The organism is Phenylobacterium sp. (genome assembly GCF_041913825.1).
Classification (GTDB): Bacteria; Pseudomonadota; Alphaproteobacteria; order Caulobacterales; family Caulobacteraceae; genus Phenylobacterium.
Map to the genome: position 1 here is coordinate 139181 of NZ_JAYSEO010000003.1, position 19223 is coordinate 158403.

A 19223-nucleotide genomic window follows, 5' to 3' on the forward strand; every position below is an offset into this window, starting at 1 on the left:
GCTCGGGGGTTCGCCTGTGAAGCTCGCCTATTTCGTGCACGACCTTGCCGACCCCGCGGTGACGCGCCGCGTGCGGATGCTGCAGGCGGGCGGGGCGCAGCCGGTGGTGCTGGGCTTCCGTCGCACGGAGACCGCGCCCGAGCAGGTGGCTGGCGCGCCGGCCGTCGACCTCGGGCGCACTTACGACGGACGGATGGGTCATCGCGCCAAGGCCACGGCCATGGCGGCGCTGCAGGCTGGGCGCTGGAAGCGCCTGCTCGCCGGGGCGGAGGTGGTGGTGGGCCGCACGCTGGAAGCCCTGGCGATGGCCGAGGCGGCGCGCCGTCTCTGCGGCTTGGACGCCCGGCTGGTCTACGAGTGCCTGGACATCCACCGGATGATGCTGGGCGAGGGGGCGAAGAGCCGCGCCATGCGGGCGGTGGAGCGGGGGCTGATGCGGCGGGCCGACCTGCTGGTGGTGAGCTCTCCGGCGTTCCTGGAGCACTACTTCGCGCCACGCCAGGGCGTGGGATCGAGCCTGCGCCTCGACACCCTGCTGATCGAGAACAAGCCGCTGGAGCTGGGCGGCGCGCCCGCAGGCAAACGGCCGATGCGGGCTCCCGGCCCGCCGTGGCGGATCGGCTGGATGGGCGCCATCCGCTGCCGCAGGAGCCTGGACATCCTCACCGCGCTCGCCGCCCGGCGGCCCGACCTGATCGAAGTCCGCATCCACGGCCGACCGGCGTACACCGAGTTCGACGACTTCGACGCCCAGGTGGCGCGGGCGCCGAACGTCAGCTTCCTCGGGGGCTACGTCGCCGAGGACCTGCCGCGGATCTACGGCGACGTCCATTTCAGTTGGGCCTTCGACTACATGGAGGAGGGGCTGAATTCGGCCTGGCTGTTGCCCAACCGGATCTATGAGAGCGGCCGCTACGGGGCGGTCCCGATCGCGCTCGCCGGCGTGCAGACCGGCCGCTACCTCGCCGAGCGCGGCTTCGGCGTCCGGCTGGACGATCCGCAGGACCTGGAGGCCTTCCTCGACGCCCTGACGCCGGAGGCCTACGCTCGGCTGCGGGCCGCGCTGGACGCCGTCCCGGGCGAAGCCTTCGTCGCCGACCAGAACGACTGCGAGGCGCTGGTCGCTGCCCTGAGCGGTCGGTCGGGCGGGCTGAACGATCAGTACCCTGACCACTCCAAAGCAACGCGGCTGGTGGCCTGACGGCCAGGACAGACTAGCCTTCGGACGGAATAGAAAACCGGGATCGCACGACTGTAATCCAGGCTGAACTGTGCAGATCGCCGGTATTGAGAAAATGTCTTACGGCCAAGCCGTGCGGGTGCGGAACGTAATCGGGCAGAGGCTGTTTTAGGCCCGACGCCACCGGAGCTTCGCCGGAGCGTCGCTGGTCACAGTGCAGGTCCCGAGACGATGCTTAACCCCAAGCCCATGCCCGAGCGGTCGCAGCGCTCGGATGGCGCGCCCACCGAGGATGGCCGCGCGCGCGCCCCGGCCGAGCCCCGCTCCTTCGCTCCCGCCGAGCGGGCGGCGCGGACCGACGACCCCTTCGACGGCCTCCTGCCGCAGGCCTGGGACCGGATCGACATCCCGTCGTTGATCCGGCTCGCCGAATCCGCCGAGCCGGTGGCCAAGGCGCCCGAGGCGGACGCCTCGCGCCGGGCGCTGGTGGTGATCCCGTGCCTGAACGAGGAGGCGGTCATCGCCCAGGTGATCGCCCAGATCCTTGAGGACGACGGGCTGGTGGACCCCCTGGTGCTGGTGGCCGACGGGGGCTCCAGCGATCGCAGCCGGGAGATCGTCGCCGAGATCGCCGCGCGAGATCCGCGCGTGCGCCTCATGGAGAATCCCGGCCGCTTGCAGAGCGCCGGCATGAACCTAGCGGCTCGCATGATGGGCGGCGACCGGCCGTGGCTGGTGCGCGTGGACGCGCACGCCGACTATCCGAAGAACTACGCCTCGACCCTGATCGAGGAAGCCCGCCGCACCGGTGCGGACTCCGTGGTGGTCTCGATGGACACCCGCGGCGAAGGCTTCTTCCAGCGGGCCGTGGCCGCGGCCCAGAACTCGCTGCTCGGCACCGGCGGCTCGGCCCACCGACTGGCGAGCCATGGCCAGTGGGTGGACCACGGCCATCACGCGCTCTTCAGCCTCGACGCCTACGCTCAGGCCGGCGGCTACGACGAGAGCTTCAGCCATAACGAGGACGCGGAGCTCGACCTGCGGCTGGCGGAGCAGGGCGGCCGCATCTGGCTCACCGACAAGGTCCGCATCGGCTACTACCCGCGCAGCACGCCGCGGGCGCTCGCCAAGCAGTACTACGGCTACGGCCGGGGCCGGGCGCGCACCGTTCTCAAGCACTACACCCCGCTGAAGATCCGCCAGACTCTCCCGTTGGCCGTGGCGCCGGCGGTGGCCGGCCTGGCGCTCGCGCCGCTTTTCTGGGCCTTCGCGATCCCGGCTCTGCTGTGGATCGCCGCAGCGCTCGGTTACGGCGCGCTGCTCGGCGTGAAGAAGCGCGACCCGGCGGCCTTCCTGTCGGGTCCCGCCGCGATGATCATGCACCTGGCCTGGTCCGCCGGCTTCTGGGTCCAGCTCGCCACCTGGCGGCGCGACCGCAAGGCCGCGCCGCCCGTGCGGTTCGCGCCCCAGGCGGCGTCATGACGGACGCGCGTCCGCTCGTCTCGGTCGTCACAGCCAACTACAACGGCGCCAGCTACCTGGCCGAGGCCGTACGCTCGGTGCTGGGCCAAACCCTGGCCGACCTCGAGCTGATCGTGGTCGACGACCGCTCCACCGACGACAGCCTCAGGGTGATCGACGAAGCTGCGGCGGGCGACCCGCGCGTCCGTGTGCTCGTCCAGCCGCAGAACGGTGGCCCGGGCGCGGCGCGCAACAGGGCGCTGGCGGAGGCCCGCGGCCGTTGGATCGCCGTGTTCGACTCTGACGACCTGATGGCCCCCGACCGCCTGGAGCGCCTGGTGGCCCGGGCGGAGGGGGACGGGGCGGACATCGTGGTCGACAACCTCGACGTCTTCCAGGATGGATCGCTCACGCGCGGCAAGCCGTTCCTGGCGGGTCGGGCCTGGACACAACCGCGCTCGATCGGCTTGGCCGAATACGTCCACGCCGCGCGGATGTACGCGAAGACGCCCGGCCTGGGCTATCTGAAGCCGCTGTTCCGGGCCGAGCCGGTCAAGGCCGCGCGCTACCGCGAGGCGCTGCGGATCGGCGAGGATTACGACCTCGTGGTGCGCCTCCTGGCGCAGGGGCTCACCCTGCGCTTCGAGCCGGCTGTCATGTACCGCTATCGCAAGCACGGGACCTCGATCTCGCATGTCATGCGCCGCGAGCACCTCGTGCAGATGGTCGCCGCGGACGCGTCGCTGGAGGGGATCATGATGGGCCAGCCGAAGGAGGTCCGCCGGGCCTTCGCGGCGCGCCGGCGGTCCCTGCACGCGGCGCTCGCCTACGATCACGTAGTCTCGCGGCTGAAGGCGCGCGACGTGGTCGGCGGCGTGACCGCCAGCCTGGCGTCGCCGGAGATCTGGCCGCTGCTCACCCTGCCGGTGAAGGCGCGGCTCAGGCGCCTGGCCGCCAAGCTGGCTCCGGCCCCGGTGGCTGCGGCCGCCGCCTAGCTCTACCGACGGAGATCAGGCGCTGGGCGCGTCGCCCAGCGCCTGGGCTGCCTGGAAGGCGCGAAGATCGGCGATCAGCCGCCGCCGCGCGATCAGCCAGAGCACCGCGCCATAGGCGAGGGCGCCCACCGCCACCATCAGCACGAACTCCACGACCATCGGCGCGTGGACGAGCGCGGCGCGAGCCGCCAGCACCGCTCCGGCCATGACCGCGCAGCCCAGGGCAGCGGGGCCGAACGCCGCCACCAGCCGCCGGCGCGGGGCCTGCAGCTCGCGGGCGAGGGCGTGGACGTAGATGGCGCAGACCAGGGCCATGGCCGCGGCCGCCGCCGCCGACACCGGCTCCAGGCCGAAGCGGACGACGGCCGCCACCGTACCGATGGTCGCCACGCCCAGCAGGATCGAAAGCTTCAGGCGCTGCCCCGTGCGGCCCAGCCCCATGAAGGTGGTGGCCATGATCGAGCACATGCAGAAGAAGAAGCCCGCGCCGGCCAGGAACCGCAGGGGACCGATCGCGTCGTGCCACTTGTCGCCAAGCACCAGCTTTACGGCCAGGTCGGCCACGAGCGCGAGGCCCACGAACAGCGGGGCCAGGAACACGGAGCCCAGCCGCAGGCTCGACGCCGCCAAGTCCTGCATCGCCTCGCGCGAGGCGCCGTGGGCGGTCTTGGCGACCGCGGTGAAGATGTAGAGGTAGAGGGGCCCCGAGATCAGCATGTCGGGCGCGCGGACGATCTGGTAGGCCATGGCGTAGTAGCCGAGCATGGTCGCGCCCAGCACGCCGCCGACGATCAGGCTGTCGAGGTTGCGCGAGACGAAGTCCGCCAGGATCGCGCCGATCGTGTGAGCCCCGAAGGTCAGCAGGGCCTTCGCCTCCTGGAACCGGTAATGCAGGCGGATCGGCGCGCCCGCGCGGGCGCTGACCCAGGCCAGTTTGCAGAGCCACAGGACGAGCTGCTGGGCCACCAGCGCCCAGGCGCCCCAGCCGGCGAGCGCCGCGGCGAGCGCCGTGGCGGCGCTGGCCCCAGTCGAGATCAGGTCCCCGCCGGCGAAGACGGCGAACCGGCCCTCGCGGATGATCCGGCCGTTCGGCACCGTGGTGAGGCTGTTGATCAGCAGGATGGGCGAGAGGGCGGCGATCAGCAGCGGCAGGCGCGGCTGGTTCATCAGCGCGCCCATCGGCCAGGCGGCCGCGGCGCAGGCGAGGCTGAGCGCCAGGCCGATGGCGGCCGAGAGCCAGAAGACGGTCGATTCCTGGTCGCGGCTCACGTCCCGCTGGCGGCCGAGCGCATAGCCCATGCCGCCGTCCGACAGCACGTTGGCCAAGAGGATGAACGGCATGGCGAGCGCGACGAGGCCGTACTCCGAGGGCCCGATCAGCCGCGCCAGGATCGGCAGCATGGCGAACTGCAGGCCGAGCCGCAGCGCGCTCGCGCCGGTCAGCGCCAGGGCGCCGATCGAGGTGCGGTGCAGCCGCCGCCGGCCGCCGGCCGGGGGCGTGTCGGCCACGTCGCCGGCGGCGGTCATCGGTGCGGTTCGATGTCGGAGCGCAGCAGGCGCAGCGAGCCGGCTTCGGGGCGCAGCCGCGGGTTCGCCCAGCCGCTGGGGATCTGCTCCACCGGCCAGACCTGCACCATCCGCGGCTGCTGCGGGCGGTAAGCGGTGCGGGCGATCCTCGGCGAGTCCACCCGCCCGAACGCCGCGCCCAGGGCGCCGAACGCGAGCACCGTCGAGAAGTAGAAGGGCGCGATGCCGATCGTCTCGATGCCGGTCCGCGAGAGCTGGTAGAGCAGCACGCCCACCCAGAAGACCAGCGCCAGGTTCGGGCGGATCACGAACCGCCGGACCAGTGCGAAGACGCCCACCGCCACCGTGATCCCGACCACAATCAGGCCGAGCAGGCCCATGGTCACGAGGATCTCCACGAAGGTGTTGTGGAAGGTGAAGCCGCCGCGGCTGTCGATGCCGAAGTACTTCCACAGGCCCTCGGCGTCGGGATTCCCCTGCAGCCAGAAGGCGTAGTAGCCGCGGCCGAGCAGGGGCTTCTCGTGCATCAGGTCGGCGGCGCGGTACCAGAGGTAGGTGCGCCCGGTGAGCGTCGGGTCCTTGTCGAAGGTCTGCGCGCCCCACTCGATCAGCGCCTGCGAGAGCCAGCGGTAGCTGAGGCCCACGCCCAACAGCACGACGCCGACCATGGCCGTCAGCCAGGCGCGCACCGCGCGGTGCGCCTTCAGCAGCGGCAGCAGGGCCAGCATGGCACCGACGCCCGCCGCCAAGCCCAGCAGGGCGCCGGCCGAGCGGGCGGCGGTCACCGCATGGAAGCCGAGCGCCAGGCCCACCAGCGCCACCGCGGCCCACAGCCAGCTTCGGCTGCGGACGGCCATGAGACCCATGCCGAGGAACACCAGCACGCCGGTGGAGGCGATGTCGGCGAGCAGGTTCTTGCTCTCGGTCAGGCCCGAGAAGGCGCTGCCGCCGGCGCCCACGCCCACCGCCACCGTGCCGCCGCTGACCAGCGAGAAGGCGATGTAGGTGAGGAAGGCGCAGGCCATGGCCCGCAGCGCCGCCTCCTGGTTCCTGGCCGACGAGATCAGCAGGCCTGCGACCACGGTGATCGTGAGTTCGAGGGCGAACTTCAGCGTCTCCTTCGGCGCCTCCGACCAGATGGTCGAGAAAATCGCGAACGCGGGGATGGCGAACAGGAAGCCGCGGACGAACAGCACCCGCTCGAGCTTGCGTCGGCGCACGAAGAGGTAGAGCGGCACGGCCGCCGCGATGATCGCCGCGCCGAGCGTCGCCAGGTTGGCGATGAACAGCAGGGCGATGAACAGGGCGAAGGTGAAGACTGCGTCCAGGTCCACGGTGAGGCGGCCGAGCCGCACGGTCGCGCCCTCGGCCGCGCCGGGGTCGGCGGCGGCCTGCGGGGGCGGTCCGGCGAGCCGCGCCTGCGCCCTGCGCTGTTTGCGCCAGCTCACCGGGTGCGGCGTCGGGATTTCGCCGCCGCGGATGCGGCGGGGGCGGGCGGCGGACGGGCCGAAAGCGTCCCAGGTGGTCATGGCGCGAACCTGTAGGCGCGGATGTAGTCGATCTGCATCCGGGCGGGGAAAGGCGTGGTGGCGTCGGGCTCGCCGGCCCAGCCGCCGCCGAGCGCGATGTTGGCGAGCATGTACATGGGCTTGTGCATGTCGGCGGGCGTGGGCTGGCGCTTCACCTCGCGGCCGTTCACGAACCAGACGATGCGGTCGCGGTCCCAGCTCACGGCGTAGGTGTTGAACCCGTCTGGGTCGACCTTCACCTCCACGCCCTGGCCCTTCACATGGTTCGAGTGGGCCGTGACATAGACGGTGGACGGGTCGCCGACGCTCTCCATGACGTCGATCTCGGGGGGCCAGGAGAGGTCGAGCGGCAGCATCCAGAAGGCCGGCCACACGCCCTTGCCGCGGGGCAGCCTGGCCCGCATCTCGAAGTAGCCGTAGGTCTGCGAGAACGACGGCTGGGTGGTGATCAGGCCCGAGACGTAGCGGAAGCCGCCGAGCTGCTCGGCGAGCCCCGCCGGCGCCCGGTCGGCCCGAATCTCGAGCACGCCGTCGCGCACCGTGAACGGATCCAGACCCAGCGGCCGGTCTGCCGGCTGCCGCCGCGCCCGGCGGCCCTCGTCGCCCGGTGTCTCATGGTCGCCGTGCCGGCCCCGGTGGCCGACCATGTCGGGGTCGACGTAGAGCTGAAGCTCCTTGTTCCACTTCAGGGTGCGCAGGTTGAAGTCGTCGTCGTTGTCGTCCCGTCCGTCGCGGAAGGTGGTCCGCCACACCCCCTGGCCGTTGCGGAACCGGCGGAAGCTGTCGAACTCGTCGGCGAAGGTGAGCTTGAGCGCCCGTCCGTCCGGCGTCCTGGCCAGCGGGGCCGGGGAGGCCGTGGCGGCCTCGGCCCTGGAGCCGCCGCCCTGGCAGGCGGCGAGGCCGGCGGCCATGACGGCCGCGGCCAGCGCCGCCCGCGAGGAAGCTGTCACGCGTTGCAGCATGGTCTGCACCCCCGGTCGGCCTCAGGCCGCGGCGATGTAGTAGTTCTTGAAGTAGCCGTAGTAGTCGCTGCTGTCGCCGTAGCCGTAGCGGGCTTGGCCCTTGACGTTGACCTTCGTCAGCAGCGCGCCGGCCACGTTCGCCCCGCACTCCTGCAGGATGTCGACCGCCGACTGGGCCGCGCGCAGCGGGGTCTTGTTCCACTGCACGAGGTAGAGCACCCGGTCGGCCTTGGCGGCCAGGATGCGGGCGTCGGCGACCCCGAGGATCGGCGGGGCGTCCAGGATCACGTAGTCGAACTGGCTGGAGAGTTCGCGCAGGACCTCGTCGGTGTCGGGGTTCGAGAACAGGTCGTAGGGAACGCTCTTGCCCGCCGCCGGCAGGACGAAGAGGTTGGTCTTGGCGTCGTGCACCAGCGCCTCGGCGAGCGGGACCTTGTCCTGGACCACTTCGACCAGGCCCACGTCGCGGGCGCCGATCAGCTTGGTCACGCCGCGCTGGCGCAGGTCGCAGTCGACGATCACCACCCGCGAGCCGCTCAGCGCCAGGGTGCGCGCCAGGCAGAACGAGGTCAGGCTCTTGCCCTCGCGGGGCACGGCCGAGGTGATCGCGATCAGCTTCGACTCCTCGTGCGGCGCGCTGATCATCAAGAAGGCGCGCAGGTTTCGGAACGCCTCGGCGAAGCCGGAGAACGGATGGCTGACCAGGTACTCCTGCGGCGCCGCCTCCGGACCGCGCAGGCCCTTCGGCTTCACCGAGCGGAAGTCGGGCAGGACGCCGGCGAACGGCACGCCCAGCTCCCGCTCCACGTCGAGGCGCGAGCGCAGGTGCTTGTCCCAGAACTCCGCCACCAGCACCGCCACGCCGGCGGCGACGAGACCGGCCAGGAGGGCGAGCGCCGCGCCGAGCTTCATGTTCGGCGAGGAGGGCGCGGTGGGGACCGCGGCGCGGGCGTTGATCGTCGCGTCGGCCTGCTGGAGGCTGCCCTCGGCGGCCACTTCCTTGGCGCGGTTCAGATAGGCCTCGTAGATCGCCTTGGCGGCGTCGGCGCGCTGCTGCAGGCCCACCAGGCCGACCATGGCCTGGTTGTTCTGGGCGATGCCGCCCTGGGCCGCGCCGCGGCTGCCCATCAGCGAGGCCTGCCGGCCGGCCGCGGCCTGGGCCTCGGCGCGCAGGCTGGACAGGATGCGGTTGATCTCGATTTGGATCTGGCCGCGGATGTCGTTGAGCTGGGCCTGGGTGCGCTTCACTTCGGGGTACTGGTCGGTGAAGTCGGTCTTCAACTGAGCCAGCTTCACGGACAGCTCGGCCTCGCGCTTGCGCATCTCGCGAATGGTCTCGGAGCCCAGCGCCGCGCCCACGTCGGCGCCGCCGCCGCCGCTGCGCAACTGGGACTGCGCCGCGGCGAGCCGGGCGTACTTCTCGGCCGTCTCCGCGCGGGCGATGGCGAGCTGCTGGTTGAGCGTGGAGACTTCCTGCTCGGCCATGGTCGAACCCTGGGCGGACAGCAGGCCGTGCTCGTTCTTGTAGCGCTGGACGTTGGCCTCAGCGATCTCGGCGTCCCGGCGCATCTTCTCGAGGCTCATGCCGAGCTCGCTGTTGGCGCGGGTGACGCGCGCCAGCTTCTCATCGAGCTGCAGGCGCTGATACTCTTCCATGTAGCTGTTGGAGAGCCGGGCGGCCTTCTCCGGCGAGGTGGAGCTGACGCCCACCAGGACCACGTAGGTCAGGCCGGCGCGGCGCACCCAGGTCTTGTCCATCAGGGCGCTGGCGGTGTGCTCCACCAGGCGGGGGCTGGGATTGGCGATCGGCGCGGCCGGGCGCTTCAGGCCGAAGAAGCCGGGCGCCATCTTCGGGTTGAATTCCGGGTCGTTGTAGAGCTGCAGCTTGCGCACCACGCGCTCGGCCACCGCGCGCGAACGGAGCACCTCGACCTGGGTGTCCACGGCGCTGGTGTCGGCCGGCAGACCCGAGGACTGCTGTTCGGCGCGGGCGAGGTTCTTGCCCGTGGGGTCGATCACCACCGAGCCCACCGCCGTGTAGCTGGGGGTCTGCATGGCGAAGGCCGCCAGCACGACGATGAAGACCGCGGCGGCGACGCCGAGGCCGAGCTTCGCCCGCTGCAACAGGATCCCGAACAACTGGCGCAGATGCATGCGCTCGGGCTCGATCGGGCGGAAGGGCGCCGAGGGATGCGCCGGCAGCTCGTGCGTGATCGGGATCAGATTGTTCATGGGCGACCTGCGTTACCACTGACCTTCGGGGGCGGGGCGCCGGGAGACCCTGGCTCCGGCTTCGGAACGCACCCTGGACCCCGCGAGGTCCCTCTCCAGTGCGCGCGTTCCTTGAAAACCCGGGCTCGGAAGCCCCACCCAAACTTCGGAAAAACTAGCTTTGCCAATAACCCCGACCCCTCGGCCGGGTTCCGGCGGAAAAGACGTGCGCCGGCGTCCGCCGCCGCCGCACGCCCAACGGTCACCAGGGGCGGACGAGCATGCCCAGCAGGCCAAAGCCGCCCTGGAAGTTCTGCATGAAGTTCTTGGCCCCGGAGGTGTCGACGACGACGATGTCGTTGCCGTAGACGGTCGGGTCCTCGGCGCGGCCCGAACGGATCGCCGAGAGGTCGAAGAAGGCGGAGTGCCGCTTGCCGGCCACCGTCCGGAAGATCGCCACCCGCTTGATGTTGGCGAGCTTCGGGTCCGGCCCGCGGGCCAGCGAAACCGCCTGCATCAGGGTGGTCGGCCCGGCGAGCGGGTACTGGCCCGGCTGCTGCACGGCGCCGTCCACCGTCACCTTCTGGCTCTGGGCCTCCTTGACGGTGACGATGACCTGCGGGTCCTTCATGTAGCTCTTCTTCAGGAGGCCGGCGATGTCGCCGGAGAGCTCGGCCGGGGTCCGGCCGCCGGCCTGCACCTGGCCGATCAGCGGCAGGATGATCTTGCCGCCGGAGTCCACCTGGACCTCGCGCTTCAGCTCGTCGATGCCGAACACGTTGATCTCGATCTTGTCCTGGGAGCCGATCCGGTAATCGGCGGCTCCGGGGCTCAAGAGCGCGGCGGAATCGGGTGGGGGAAGGCTGCTTGCCGCGAGCGCGGGCGCGGATGCGCCGGCGAACGTGAGGAACGCCGCAGCGGCGAGCGAGGGCAGACGCCTACGCATGACTATCTAGCTCCAGAAATCGCGACCAAACGATTTTGCGGCAATGCAAAAGACACACTGCCGCGCGTCTCAAACCCGCTGGGGCGCCGCGTGTTCCCTACGGCGACGCTTGGATCAGTAGAGCTGCAGTTCCTTCACCCCCGCGAGGCGGGCGACCACGCCGGCGTGCATCGAGCCGCGGACCAGCCATTTGCTCCGCCGCGCCGGTGAAAGGGCGGAGGCGGCGGCGCCGGCCAGGCAGACGCCGCTCTTGGCGCCCGCGACGCCGATCTGGGCGATGCGCGCCGGGCCGTGGTAGCGGCTCTCCAGCCGCGCGCCATGAGTCTGACCAGTGCGGAAGCTGCGCTTGAGCAGCCACTTCAGGGACGCCCGGCCGGCCGGCACGGGCTCATAGGCGAGGGCGTCCGCGGCGAAGCCGATGGTCCCGCCGCTGTCCGTCAGCCGGTAGAAGAAATCGTCGTCCTCGCCGCCCTGGCGGCCGCGCGCCAGGTCGAAACGCAGGCCGCGGGCCTCCACCGACTCGCGGCGGACCAGCACATTGCCGGCGTAGCCCTTGAGGATGCGCCCGCCCACCTCGACCGGGGCCGTGGAGTGGAAGTCGCCGTCGGCGATCCAATCCGGCGCATCGGGCCCGTAGACGGCCTTCACCGGCCCGAGGACCGCGTCCCAGCCGCCGCGGTCCGCCTCGGCCAGCAGGGCGGCCAGCCAGCCGGGCGTGGCCGTTTCGTCGTCGTCGATGAACGCCAGGAACGCGCCACGGCCCGCATCCAGGCAGGCGTTGCGGGCGAGCGAGATGTTGCGGGCCGGCGCGTGCACGTATTCGAGATCCACGCCGGCGTCCTGGGCAGCCGCGCGGATATAGGCCTCCGCCTCGGGCGTCTCGTCGTTGTCGGCGACGATCACCCGCATGGCGACGCCCGGCGGCAGATGCTGCGCGCCCAGCGAGGCGAGGGTGTCGGCCACCGCCGGGCGGCGGAAGGTGCAGACGCCTACGTCGACATTCATGGCGGGACCCCGAGAACCTTGACCGTGCGGAGAAATGACCGGCCCGCCGCTCAGTTCCCGTCCACCGTCGGTCAGGTCCCGAAGATCCAGCCCGCGGCGAGGGCGGTGAGCTGGACGTTGGCGAGGACGAGCTGGCCGCCGCCGCCCACGTCCACCACCACGTCGGCGCCGACCTGGGCGGCGGCGTAGGTTGCGCCCGGCAGGAGCTGCACGCGGTCGCCTTCGGCGGCGTTGAAGTCCGTGACCCGGTCCACGCCGGCGTCTGCGAAGATGTGGAATGTGTCGGCGCCCGCGCCGCCCGAGAGGGTGTCCGCTCCGCGGTCGCCGGCCAGCCAGTCGTTCCCGAGACCGCCGGTGACGACGTCGTCGCCCTGGCCCCCGCGGACGATGTCGGCCCCGTCGCCGCCGTGGACGGTGTCGTGGCCGAGATTGCCGTAGACGATGTCGTCGCCCAGGTCGCCGAACAGCAGGTCGTTGTCCTTGCCGCCGACCACCCAGTCGGGACCGAGCCCGCCCGACGCCGTGTCGTCGCCCATGTTGCCGTTGATGTCGTCGAAGCCCGGTCCGCCGGCCAGCCGATCGCCCCCCTCGTCGCCGCGCAGGTAGTCGTCCCCACCGCCGCCGAACACCACGTCGTCGCCGGCCCCGCCGCTCATCGTCTCGCCGTCGGCGTCGCCCAGGAAGCTGTTCGCGCCGGCGTCTCCCGTCTGGGTGTGCCCGGCATCGACGCTGCGATACACAGTGAACTGCTCGAGCGGCCCGCCGCTGCGCGCCACCACGAGGTCCGTGCGGCCGTCGCCGTCGATGTCCCCCACCGCCAGGCGGTCCAGCACGCCCAGGCTCGGCACGAGCCCAGGCGCGGGCGTGAACCGGCCCATGCCGTCGTTCAGCAGGATGGCGCGGGCCGAGTCCGCACCGCCGCTCAGCACGATGTCCATGGCGCCGTCGCCGTTCAGGTCCACGAGCGGCGCGCGGTAGACCCAACCGCCATCCGCCACGACGCCGCCACGCGGCAGGCGGTGGGCGGTCTCGTCCGCGAAGACGCCGCCGCCCTGGTTGATCAGCACCTGCAGCGAGGCGCGGCTGAAGCCGTCGCCCGCCACGGTCAGCACAATATCCTGGCGCCCGTCGCCGTTCAGGTCGGCGGCCTGGGCGTCGACCACCTGGTGCGGGCCGGCGATCGGGAAGGTCATGCCGCCGGGGATGGCGAAGCGACCGGTCCCGTCGTTCAGCAGCACCTTGGAGTCGCCGTCGCCACCGAGGAACAGGTCCGGCGCGCCGTCACCGTCGGCGTCGAACAGCAGGGCGGTGGCGTAGCGGCCGAACGTCGGGTTCGCGACCAGATCCGGCAGCCGCGTCTGGTCCAGGGTGAACCCGGCGCGGCCGTCGTTGATGAGAAAGTAGGGCCCTCGCTGACCGAGGTCGCCGACGAACAGGTCCACGTCGCCGTCGCGATCGATGTCGGCCCCGGCCGCGGTCGGGGTGTAGTCGCTGTTGGCGGGGAGGCGGCCGCTGGCCTCCGCCCACGTTCCACCGCCCGAGAGCGCCAGCACGTTCGGCGCGCCGGGGTAGGGCGCTGCGCCATAGCCCGCGTCCGCCAGGAACAGGTCCTTGCGCCCGTCGCCGTCGAGGTCGGCGAGCACGTGGGCGCGGCCGTCCACCAGGCGCGGCGCGCCGCCCAGGAACATGCCGGCCGTGCCGTCGCTGAACCCTCCGGCGCCATCCCCAAGCAGGACACGGACCGGGATGGGGCGGTTCTCCAGCGGGAAGAGCTGGTAGGTGAGGACGGCGTCCGTCCGGCCATCGCCGTTCACGTCCGCCAGCAAGAACTCGCGGACCACGGTGTCGCCGCCCTGAGGGCGGCTGAACACGTGGTCCGCTGGGGTGAAGTAGGCAGGCATCTGGCAAGCTCCACGGTACGAAGCGGAGCCAGAACGCCTGCCCGACGGCTCAGGTTTCGCTCACCCCGCGAAGATCCAGCCGGGCGACAGGCTCGCCATCTGCACGTTGGCGAGCACGAGCTGCGCCGATCCCACCTGCACCACGGTGTCGGCGCCCGCCTGGACGACGCTGTACTGCATCCCGGGCAGGAGCTGCACGCGGTCGCCTTCGGCGGCGTTGAAGTCGGTCACCCTGTCCAGCCCGGCCTCGGCGAAAACGTGGAAGATGTCCGCGCCGGCGCCGCCGGAGAGGGTGTCGTCTCCGCGGTCGCCGGACAGCCAGTCGTTGCCGGCGTGCCCGAAGAGCTGGTCGGAGCCCTGGCCACCCCGGACGATGTCGGCGCCCGCGCCGCCCTCGCACCAATCGTCGCCCATGTTGCCGTAGACGATGTCGTCGCCGTCATCGCCCATGAGCTGGTCATTGTCCTTGCCGCCGACCACCCAGTCGGCGCCGCCGCCGCCGATGACCGTGTCGTTGCCCATGTTGCCGTGGACGTCGTCGAAGGCGTCGCCGCCGACGATCCGGTCGTTCCCCTCGTCGCCGCGCAGGTAGTCCTCGCCGGCGGTGCCGGTGACGGTGTCGTCCCCGGCCAGCGCGTGCACAGGCGTGCGGCCAGGAGCCGCCTGCAGGGCGTCGTTGCCATTGGTGGCGGCGCTGGATCCGCCGCTGCCGCCGCCGTTCGGCTGCGACGCGCCCAGGATCCTGTAGAGCTGCTGCAGGCCCGAGCCGTTGGTGGCGATGAGCTCGCCCGACGCGGTGACGCCGGTGAGGTCGCCGGCGATCTCGCGCACCGGCCCGTACCAGCCGGGGACGTCGCCGCCATAGGCCCACTCGTCGTACGCCCGGGCCAGCGTGCGCCCGTCGGGCGTGTCCCAGCTCGCGGCGAAGCCGCCGAAGTCGGTGGCGACGAAGCGGACGTCGCCGCTGACCGGGCCGAGCTCCTGGCGCGTGAAGGTCTGCTTGACCGGGTCGAACACCATTGCCCAGGCCGAGCGGCCGGCGCCGTCAGCCTGGGTGTAGCCGAAGACCACCTTGCCGCTGGAGAGCCAGGTGCCCGTGCCGGTGAACTGCCCGACCGAGCCGGCCATCAGCGTGGTCGGCTGGCCCAGGACCCCGTTGTTCGACACCGCGCCGAACACCGCGCCGGCGTCCTCCCAGATCACGAAGGCCTTGCCGGGCGGGCCGGACGCGGGACGGGCGCCGTGGATGGCGATGGTCGCGGAGGTCACCGGCTGGCCGTCCGCGAAGGTCTCGGGGACGTTCGCCTGCCCGGAGGTCTGGCCGCCCACCGCGCGCACCGTCCCGACAGGGATCTCGGGACTTTCGCGCACAACCTCGGTCTGGCCGCTGGCGAGCGCATAGGCGCGCACGTAGTCCACCTTCATCTGCGTCGGGAACTGTCCGTGGTCAGGTGGCCCGCCCCAGCCGCCGACCGCCAAGTTGACGATCAGGGCCATGGGATAGTCCCAGTTGTCGGGCGTCGGGCCCTGCAGGACGGCGATGCCGTCGTAATAGAAGGTGACCGTCTCAGGGGTCCACAGCATGCCGTAGGTGTGCATGCCGCCCACCTCCAGCTTCAGCGTGTCATCGTACTGGGTCTGGTCGCCGCCCAGCGCGCGGCGGTAGTCGATCTCCGGCGTGATCGCCAGCCCCTCGAAGATGTCGGCCTCGATCCCGCTCACGTAGGGGTGGGTCATCATCCAGAACGCCGGCCACGAGCCCGCGGCGGTGGGCATCTCGGCCCGGATCTCGAAGTAGCCGTACTTCTGCTCGAACATGCCGAAGGTGTTCAGCATTCCCGACGAGTACTCGCGGTTCCAGGCCGCATAGGACTTGCTGTCGGGGATCCGCTCGGCGGTGATCGTCAGGACGCCGTTCGAGATGGAGAAGGGGTTGATGTCGAGGTCGGCCTCACCGCGCCCCTGGAAGCCGGGCTGGGCGTAGACCTGGACCTCGCCGTTGCTGACCAGGGTGTAGGCCCACTGGTCCTTCAGGTTGCCGCCGAAGTCGGCCCGCCAGATGCCCGTGTCGGTCGACGGGTTCCAGAGCTGGAACGCGTTGAACTCGTCCTGGAAGGTGAGGCCGCCCAGCTTCGACGTGTCGAGCGGCAGCAGGAACTGACGGTCCTGGATGGTCGACAGCAGTTCGTCGCGCAGGATCAGCCGCTCGCCGTTGCCGAAGCTGATCACCACGTCATTGCCCTGCTGACTCATCATCGAGCGGAGCTGGGCGGCGCTGGTGACGCCGTAGCCGTGCAGTTGGAGCTGGCTGTTGCCGTTCCAGTTGTAGATGACGTCGGAGCCTTCGCCCGCGCGGACCACGAAGGTGGTCTTCTGGGTCAGGGCGCCGACCAGCACGTCGTCGCCGCCCGCGCCGTAGATCCAGTGCGTGGCGTCGTCGACCGTGATCAGGTTCGCGAGGCCGTTGCCGACCGCGTAGTTGAACTGGCCGTTGACCACGAGGTTCTCGACATTGTCGGCGAGCCTGAGGTCGGTCCAGCCGATCATGGTGTCGACGCCGCCGCCGGGCTGCTCCACCACCCGGTCCCGCGGGTGGGTGATCCAGTGGCGGTTGTCCATGCCGTTGCCGACCAGGACGTCGCCGCCCCCCTCGCCGGACAGGGAGGAATGCCCCGCCGGGGCGTTGATGGTCTCGTTCGCCGCAGCGGTGCCCGCGATGCGCGCCTGTTCGGCCGCGCTCTCCGGCATCGCCTCTCCACGGGCGTTGTAATAGGTCACTCTCGGAAGCCTCCACCGTATGCGGGGTGCACAACACGGAGGCGCCGGAGTTGGTTCTACGGCTCGCGGGAGTGTCATTTCGCAAACGCGAAAATGTGACGGTTCCGCGTGGCAACCGGCCCCTCCGACCGGGTGTTTCTGATCCCGTGTCGTGTGAGGGTAGGGGTATGCAGGAGCCGCGTTCGTTCGCTTATTCGCTGAGCCAGGGCGAGAAGGGCTGGAGCTGGAGCGTCTACGACGAAGAGGGCGTGACCGTCGCCCGAGGCGCCGACCCCAGCCGCGCCGCCGCCCAGGCGGCCGTGGAACGGACGCTCAAACGACCGCCGCGCTACGAGGACGCCGGGCTGTCCGCCCTCTGAACGCCCAACGTCGAGTCTTCCACAGCACGCCGCAGGACAGACGCGCGCCGCCCCCGCGGCGCGCGGCTTCGCATGTGCGGGCGGCCGGAGATCCTCCGCCGGCTTCACAAATCCGAGAGGCCGCCCCACCGCCCTCCGTGGTTTTGAGCACACGGTCGGTCATGCTGAAAAATTCCTTAAGCTTGACCACGGAACCGTCCGCCTTGGCTTTGGGTTGTTGCGCCGTTCCTGGCGGGGACTGGCTTCGCCGGACAGCTTCCGAAGTTCCGATGTCAGAAATTGTCTATGCCAACGAGGTCCTCGGTGGGACCCGTATCAAGGTGCGCAAGGTTCCGGTGGATCAGGCGCTAACCGAGGCCATGAATGTCGTGGTAGCGCTTCTCGCGCTGGTCTTCCTGGCCCCGGTGATGATCGCGGTAGCGATCGCAGTCTATGCGCAAGACGGCGGGCCGATACTCTTCGCTCACCGGCGGCTTGGCCGTAACGGGCGGTATTTCTACTGCCTCAAGTTCCGCAGCATGGCGGTCGACGCCGAGCAGCGACTGAAGACCCTGCTCGAGAACGACCCCCAGGCCCGGGCCGAGTGGGAGAAGGACCACAAGCTGCGTGACGACCCACGCGTCACCAAGCTTGGCAACTTCCTGCGCAAGACCAGCCTCGACGAGCTGCCGCAACTTTTCAACGTGCTGAAGGGCGAGATGAGCCTGGTGGGCCCGCGGCCGATCGTGGAGGCGGAGATCGCCAAGTACGGCCGTCGCTTCCACCACTACTGCGCCGTGAAGCCCGGCATCACCGGCCTGTGGCAGGTGAGCGGCCGCAACGACACCACCTACCGCGCCCGGGTCGCCATGGACTGCGTCTACGCCGCCCGCCGCAACGTGTTCATGGACTTCCGGGTGCTCGCCCTCACGGTGCCCGCGGTGCTTGCCCGGCGTGGCTCGTACTGATTTCCTGAAGACATGATCTCGAAGACCGAGGAGCGGGTCGACCCTAGGCGGCACCCGCTCCTCACCCTCGTCAAGCGGATCGAAAGCCGCGTCCTCCTGGTGCTCCTGGCCGTCGCCGGAGCGCTTTGGCTGTTCCTCGGCCTGGCCGACGAGGTGACCGACGGCGACACCGCCGACCTCGACCGCCGGCTGCTGCTGGCCTTCCGCAACCCCGTCGACATCAACGACCCCGTGGGCCCGCGCACGCTCGAGGAGTCGCTGCGCGACATCACCGCGCTCGGCGGCTTCACGGTGCTCACCATCGTGACGGTGGTGGCGGCGATGGCCTTCCTGTTCCACCGCAAGCGACTGCACGCCGCGGTGCTGGTGGGCGCCGTGGTCCTCGCCCAGGTGTCGAACTCGCTGGCCAAGGCGTTGGTAGACCGGCCGCGGCCGGACCTGGTGAGCCACGGCTCCTACGTCTATTCGGCGAGCTTCCCGAGCGGCCATTCGGCGCTCTCGGCCGCCACCTACCTGACGCTCGCCATGCTGGTGGCGAGCCTTGAGACCCGGCGGCGCGCAAAATTCACCGCCTACGCCCTGGCGGTGCTGATCGTGGTGTCCGTGGGACTGAGCCGCGTCTACCTCGGCGTCCACTGGCCGAGTGACGTGCTCGGCGGCTGGGTCTTCGGCGCGGCCTGGAGCCTGCTCGCCTGGCTGGTGCTGCTGCGGCTGGGCGCGCGGCCGGCGACGCCGACCGACTAGGCCTGGGTCGCCAGCGCCCGGGCAACCACCGGCGCGAGGCCTCGGGCGATCACCTGGACGCCCTGCGCGTTCGGATGGAGGCCGTCCCCCTGGTTCAGCACGCGAACCCCCGCCACGCCGGCCAGCAGATCGGGATAGAGCGCCGCCCGGTGCGCCTTGGCGAGGGCCGGGAAGATGGCGTTGTACTCCCGGGCGTAGTTGCGGCCGATCTCCACCGGCGCCCGCAGGCCGCAGAGCACGATCGACTTGTTGCGCTGCCGGAGCCGCGCCAGGATCCGGTCGAGGTTGGCCTGGACCGCGCGCGGCGGCAGCCCCTGCAGCAGGTCGTTGGCGCCCAGCGCCACCACGCAGACCGCCGTGTCCGGCTGGACGCTGAAGTTCACCCTCGCCAGCCCGCCGGCGGTGGTGTCTCCCGAGACGCCGGCGTTGCGGACGACGGCGGCGGTCCCGCGGCGCTGCAGTTCCGCCTGAAGCTGGGCGGGCAGGGCGGCGCGGGCGGGCAGGCCGTAGCCGGCGGTGATGGAGTCGCCCAGCATGGTCACCACCTTGCCGTGCGCGGCCAGCGCCGCGACGGGCCAGGCGGCGAGGACGCCGGCGATCAGCAGGCGGCGTGTCGGGGTGGATGTCTCGGCCATGCGCCTGTCCTATCTAGTCTCGGATAGCCTTCCGCCAACCGCC

Annotated in this window: 15 protein-coding genes; 6 read left to right on the plus strand and 9 right to left on the minus strand. The window is 71.0% G+C overall.

Annotated elements, in window-relative coordinates; genetic code table 11:
• The first annotated feature begins 16 nt into the window (after positions 1 to 16).
• The 3 genes from ACE3Q8_RS03225 (at position 17) to ACE3Q8_RS03235 (ending at position 3636) form a co-directional block, all read left to right on the plus strand.
• Entirely contained in the window at positions 17 to 1201 is a 1185-nt protein-coding gene (locus tag ACE3Q8_RS03225) for a glycosyltransferase (RefSeq protein ID WP_374468798.1), read from the plus strand.
• Between the two features lie 210 nt (positions 1202 to 1411).
• The gene (locus tag ACE3Q8_RS03230; RefSeq protein ID WP_374468799.1) at positions 1412 to 2662 is read left to right on the plus strand and encodes a glycosyltransferase family 2 protein; all 1251 of its coding nucleotides are present in this window, start codon (positions 1412 to 1414) and stop codon (positions 2660 to 2662) included.
• Positions 2659 to 3636 carry a glycosyltransferase family 2 protein gene (locus ACE3Q8_RS03235; RefSeq protein WP_374468800.1) on the plus strand — a complete coding sequence of 326 codons (978 nt, stop codon included), beginning with the start codon at positions 2659 to 2661 and terminating at the stop codon, positions 3634 to 3636. Before ACE3Q8_RS03230 ends, ACE3Q8_RS03235 begins: the two co-directional genes overlap by 4 nt.
• A 15-nt stretch (positions 3637 to 3651) precedes the next feature.
• Here the strand turns inward: ACE3Q8_RS03235 and ACE3Q8_RS03240 are convergent, their stop codons facing one another.
• From ACE3Q8_RS03240 to ACE3Q8_RS03275, 8 genes are all read right to left on the minus strand, one after another.
• Positions 3652 to 5163, minus strand: coding sequence for an oligosaccharide flippase family protein (locus ACE3Q8_RS03240; RefSeq protein WP_374468801.1), 1512 nt, complete (start codon positions 5161 to 5163; stop codon positions 3652 to 3654).
• Complete coding sequence (locus ACE3Q8_RS03245; protein WP_374468802.1) at positions 5160 to 6692, minus strand: O-antigen ligase family protein; 1533 nt, start codon at positions 6690 to 6692, stop codon at positions 5160 to 5162. The genes ACE3Q8_RS03240 and ACE3Q8_RS03245 overlap by 4 nt, the downstream gene beginning before the upstream one ends.
• Complete coding sequence (locus ACE3Q8_RS03250) at positions 6689 to 7654, minus strand: glycoside hydrolase family 16 protein (protein WP_374468803.1); 966 nt, start codon at positions 7652 to 7654, stop codon at positions 6689 to 6691. The genes ACE3Q8_RS03245 and ACE3Q8_RS03250 overlap by 4 nt, the downstream gene beginning before the upstream one ends.
• 21 nt (positions 7655 to 7675) lie before the next feature.
• Positions 7676 to 9886, minus strand: a complete 2211-nt coding sequence (locus ACE3Q8_RS03255) for a GumC family protein (RefSeq protein ID WP_374468804.1) — start codon at positions 9884 to 9886, stop codon at positions 7676 to 7678.
• A gap of 241 nt (positions 9887 to 10127) precedes the next feature.
• Positions 10128 to 10811, minus strand: a complete 684-nt coding sequence (locus ACE3Q8_RS03260; protein WP_374468805.1) for a polysaccharide biosynthesis/export family protein — start codon at positions 10809 to 10811, stop codon at positions 10128 to 10130.
• 114 nt (positions 10812 to 10925) lie between these two features.
• Positions 10926 to 11816 (minus strand): glycosyltransferase family 2 protein, encoded by an 891-nt coding sequence (locus ACE3Q8_RS03265; RefSeq protein ID WP_374468806.1) that lies wholly within the window; start codon positions 11814 to 11816, stop codon positions 10926 to 10928.
• Positions 11817 to 11887: 71 nt separating this feature from the next.
• Positions 11888 to 13717 (minus strand): FG-GAP-like repeat-containing protein, encoded by a 1830-nt coding sequence (locus tag ACE3Q8_RS03270; protein ID WP_374468807.1) that lies wholly within the window; start codon positions 13715 to 13717, stop codon positions 11888 to 11890.
• Between the two features lie 60 nt (positions 13718 to 13777).
• Positions 13778 to 16495, minus strand: coding sequence for a family 16 glycosylhydrolase (locus ACE3Q8_RS03275; RefSeq protein ID WP_374468808.1), 2718 nt, complete (start codon positions 16493 to 16495; stop codon positions 13778 to 13780).
• 167 nt (positions 16496 to 16662) lie between these two features.
• Here ACE3Q8_RS03275 and ACE3Q8_RS03280 point away from each other — a divergent pair, with 167 nt between their 5' ends.
• The 3 genes from ACE3Q8_RS03280 (at position 16663) to ACE3Q8_RS03290 (ending at position 18545) form a co-directional block, all read left to right on the plus strand.
• Positions 16663 to 16854 (plus strand): hypothetical protein, encoded by a 192-nt coding sequence (locus ACE3Q8_RS03280; protein WP_374468809.1) that lies wholly within the window; start codon positions 16663 to 16665, stop codon positions 16852 to 16854.
• A 269-nt stretch (positions 16855 to 17123) separates the two neighbouring features.
• Positions 17124 to 17801, plus strand: a complete 678-nt coding sequence (locus ACE3Q8_RS03285; protein ID WP_374468810.1) for a sugar transferase — start codon at positions 17124 to 17126, stop codon at positions 17799 to 17801.
• Between the two features lie 12 nt (positions 17802 to 17813).
• Positions 17814 to 18545 carry a phosphatase PAP2 family protein gene (locus tag ACE3Q8_RS03290; RefSeq protein WP_374468811.1) on the plus strand — a complete coding sequence of 244 codons (732 nt, stop codon included), beginning with the start codon at positions 17814 to 17816 and terminating at the stop codon, positions 18543 to 18545.
• Here the strand turns inward: ACE3Q8_RS03290 and ACE3Q8_RS03295 are convergent.
• Positions 18542 to 19180 (minus strand): arylesterase, encoded by a 639-nt coding sequence (locus ACE3Q8_RS03295; RefSeq protein WP_374468812.1) that lies wholly within the window; start codon positions 19178 to 19180, stop codon positions 18542 to 18544. The two genes, ACE3Q8_RS03290 and ACE3Q8_RS03295, sit on opposite strands and share 4 nt — an antisense overlap.
• Positions 19181 to 19223 lie beyond the last annotated feature (43 nt).

Coding starts and splice junctions, on each gene's coding strand:
- ACE3Q8_RS03230 (WP_374468799.1), top strand. CDS start 1,412: ATGCTTAACCCCAAGCCCATGCCCGAGCGGTCGCAGCGCTCGGATGGC.
- ACE3Q8_RS03235 (WP_374468800.1), top strand. CDS start 2,659: ATGACGGACGCGCGTCCGCTCGTCTCGGTCGTCACAGCCAACTACAAC.
- ACE3Q8_RS03240 (WP_374468801.1), bottom strand. CDS start 5,163: ATGACCGCCGCCGGCGACGTGGCCGACACGCCCCCGGCCGGCGGCCGG.
- ACE3Q8_RS03245 (WP_374468802.1), bottom strand. CDS start 6,692: ATGACCACCTGGGACGCTTTCGGCCCGTCCGCCGCCCGCCCCCGCCGC.
- ACE3Q8_RS03250 (WP_374468803.1), bottom strand. CDS start 7,654: ATGCTGCAACGCGTGACAGCTTCCTCGCGGGCGGCGCTGGCCGCGGCC.
- ACE3Q8_RS03255 (WP_374468804.1), bottom strand. CDS start 9,886: ATGAACAATCTGATCCCGATCACGCACGAGCTGCCGGCGCATCCCTCG.
- ACE3Q8_RS03260 (WP_374468805.1), bottom strand. CDS start 10,811: ATGCGTAGGCGTCTGCCCTCGCTCGCCGCTGCGGCGTTCCTCACGTTC.
- ACE3Q8_RS03265 (WP_374468806.1), bottom strand. CDS start 11,816: ATGAATGTCGACGTAGGCGTCTGCACCTTCCGCCGCCCGGCGGTGGCC.
- ACE3Q8_RS03270 (WP_374468807.1), bottom strand. CDS start 13,717: ATGCCTGCCTACTTCACCCCAGCGGACCACGTGTTCAGCCGCCCTCAG.
- ACE3Q8_RS03280 (WP_374468809.1), top strand. CDS start 16,663: ATGCAGGAGCCGCGTTCGTTCGCTTATTCGCTGAGCCAGGGCGAGAAG.
- ACE3Q8_RS03285 (WP_374468810.1), top strand. CDS start 17,124: ATGTCAGAAATTGTCTATGCCAACGAGGTCCTCGGTGGGACCCGTATC.
- ACE3Q8_RS03290 (WP_374468811.1), top strand. CDS start 17,814: ATGATCTCGAAGACCGAGGAGCGGGTCGACCCTAGGCGGCACCCGCTC.
- ACE3Q8_RS03295 (WP_374468812.1), bottom strand. CDS start 19,180: ATGGCCGAGACATCCACCCCGACACGCCGCCTGCTGATCGCCGGCGTC.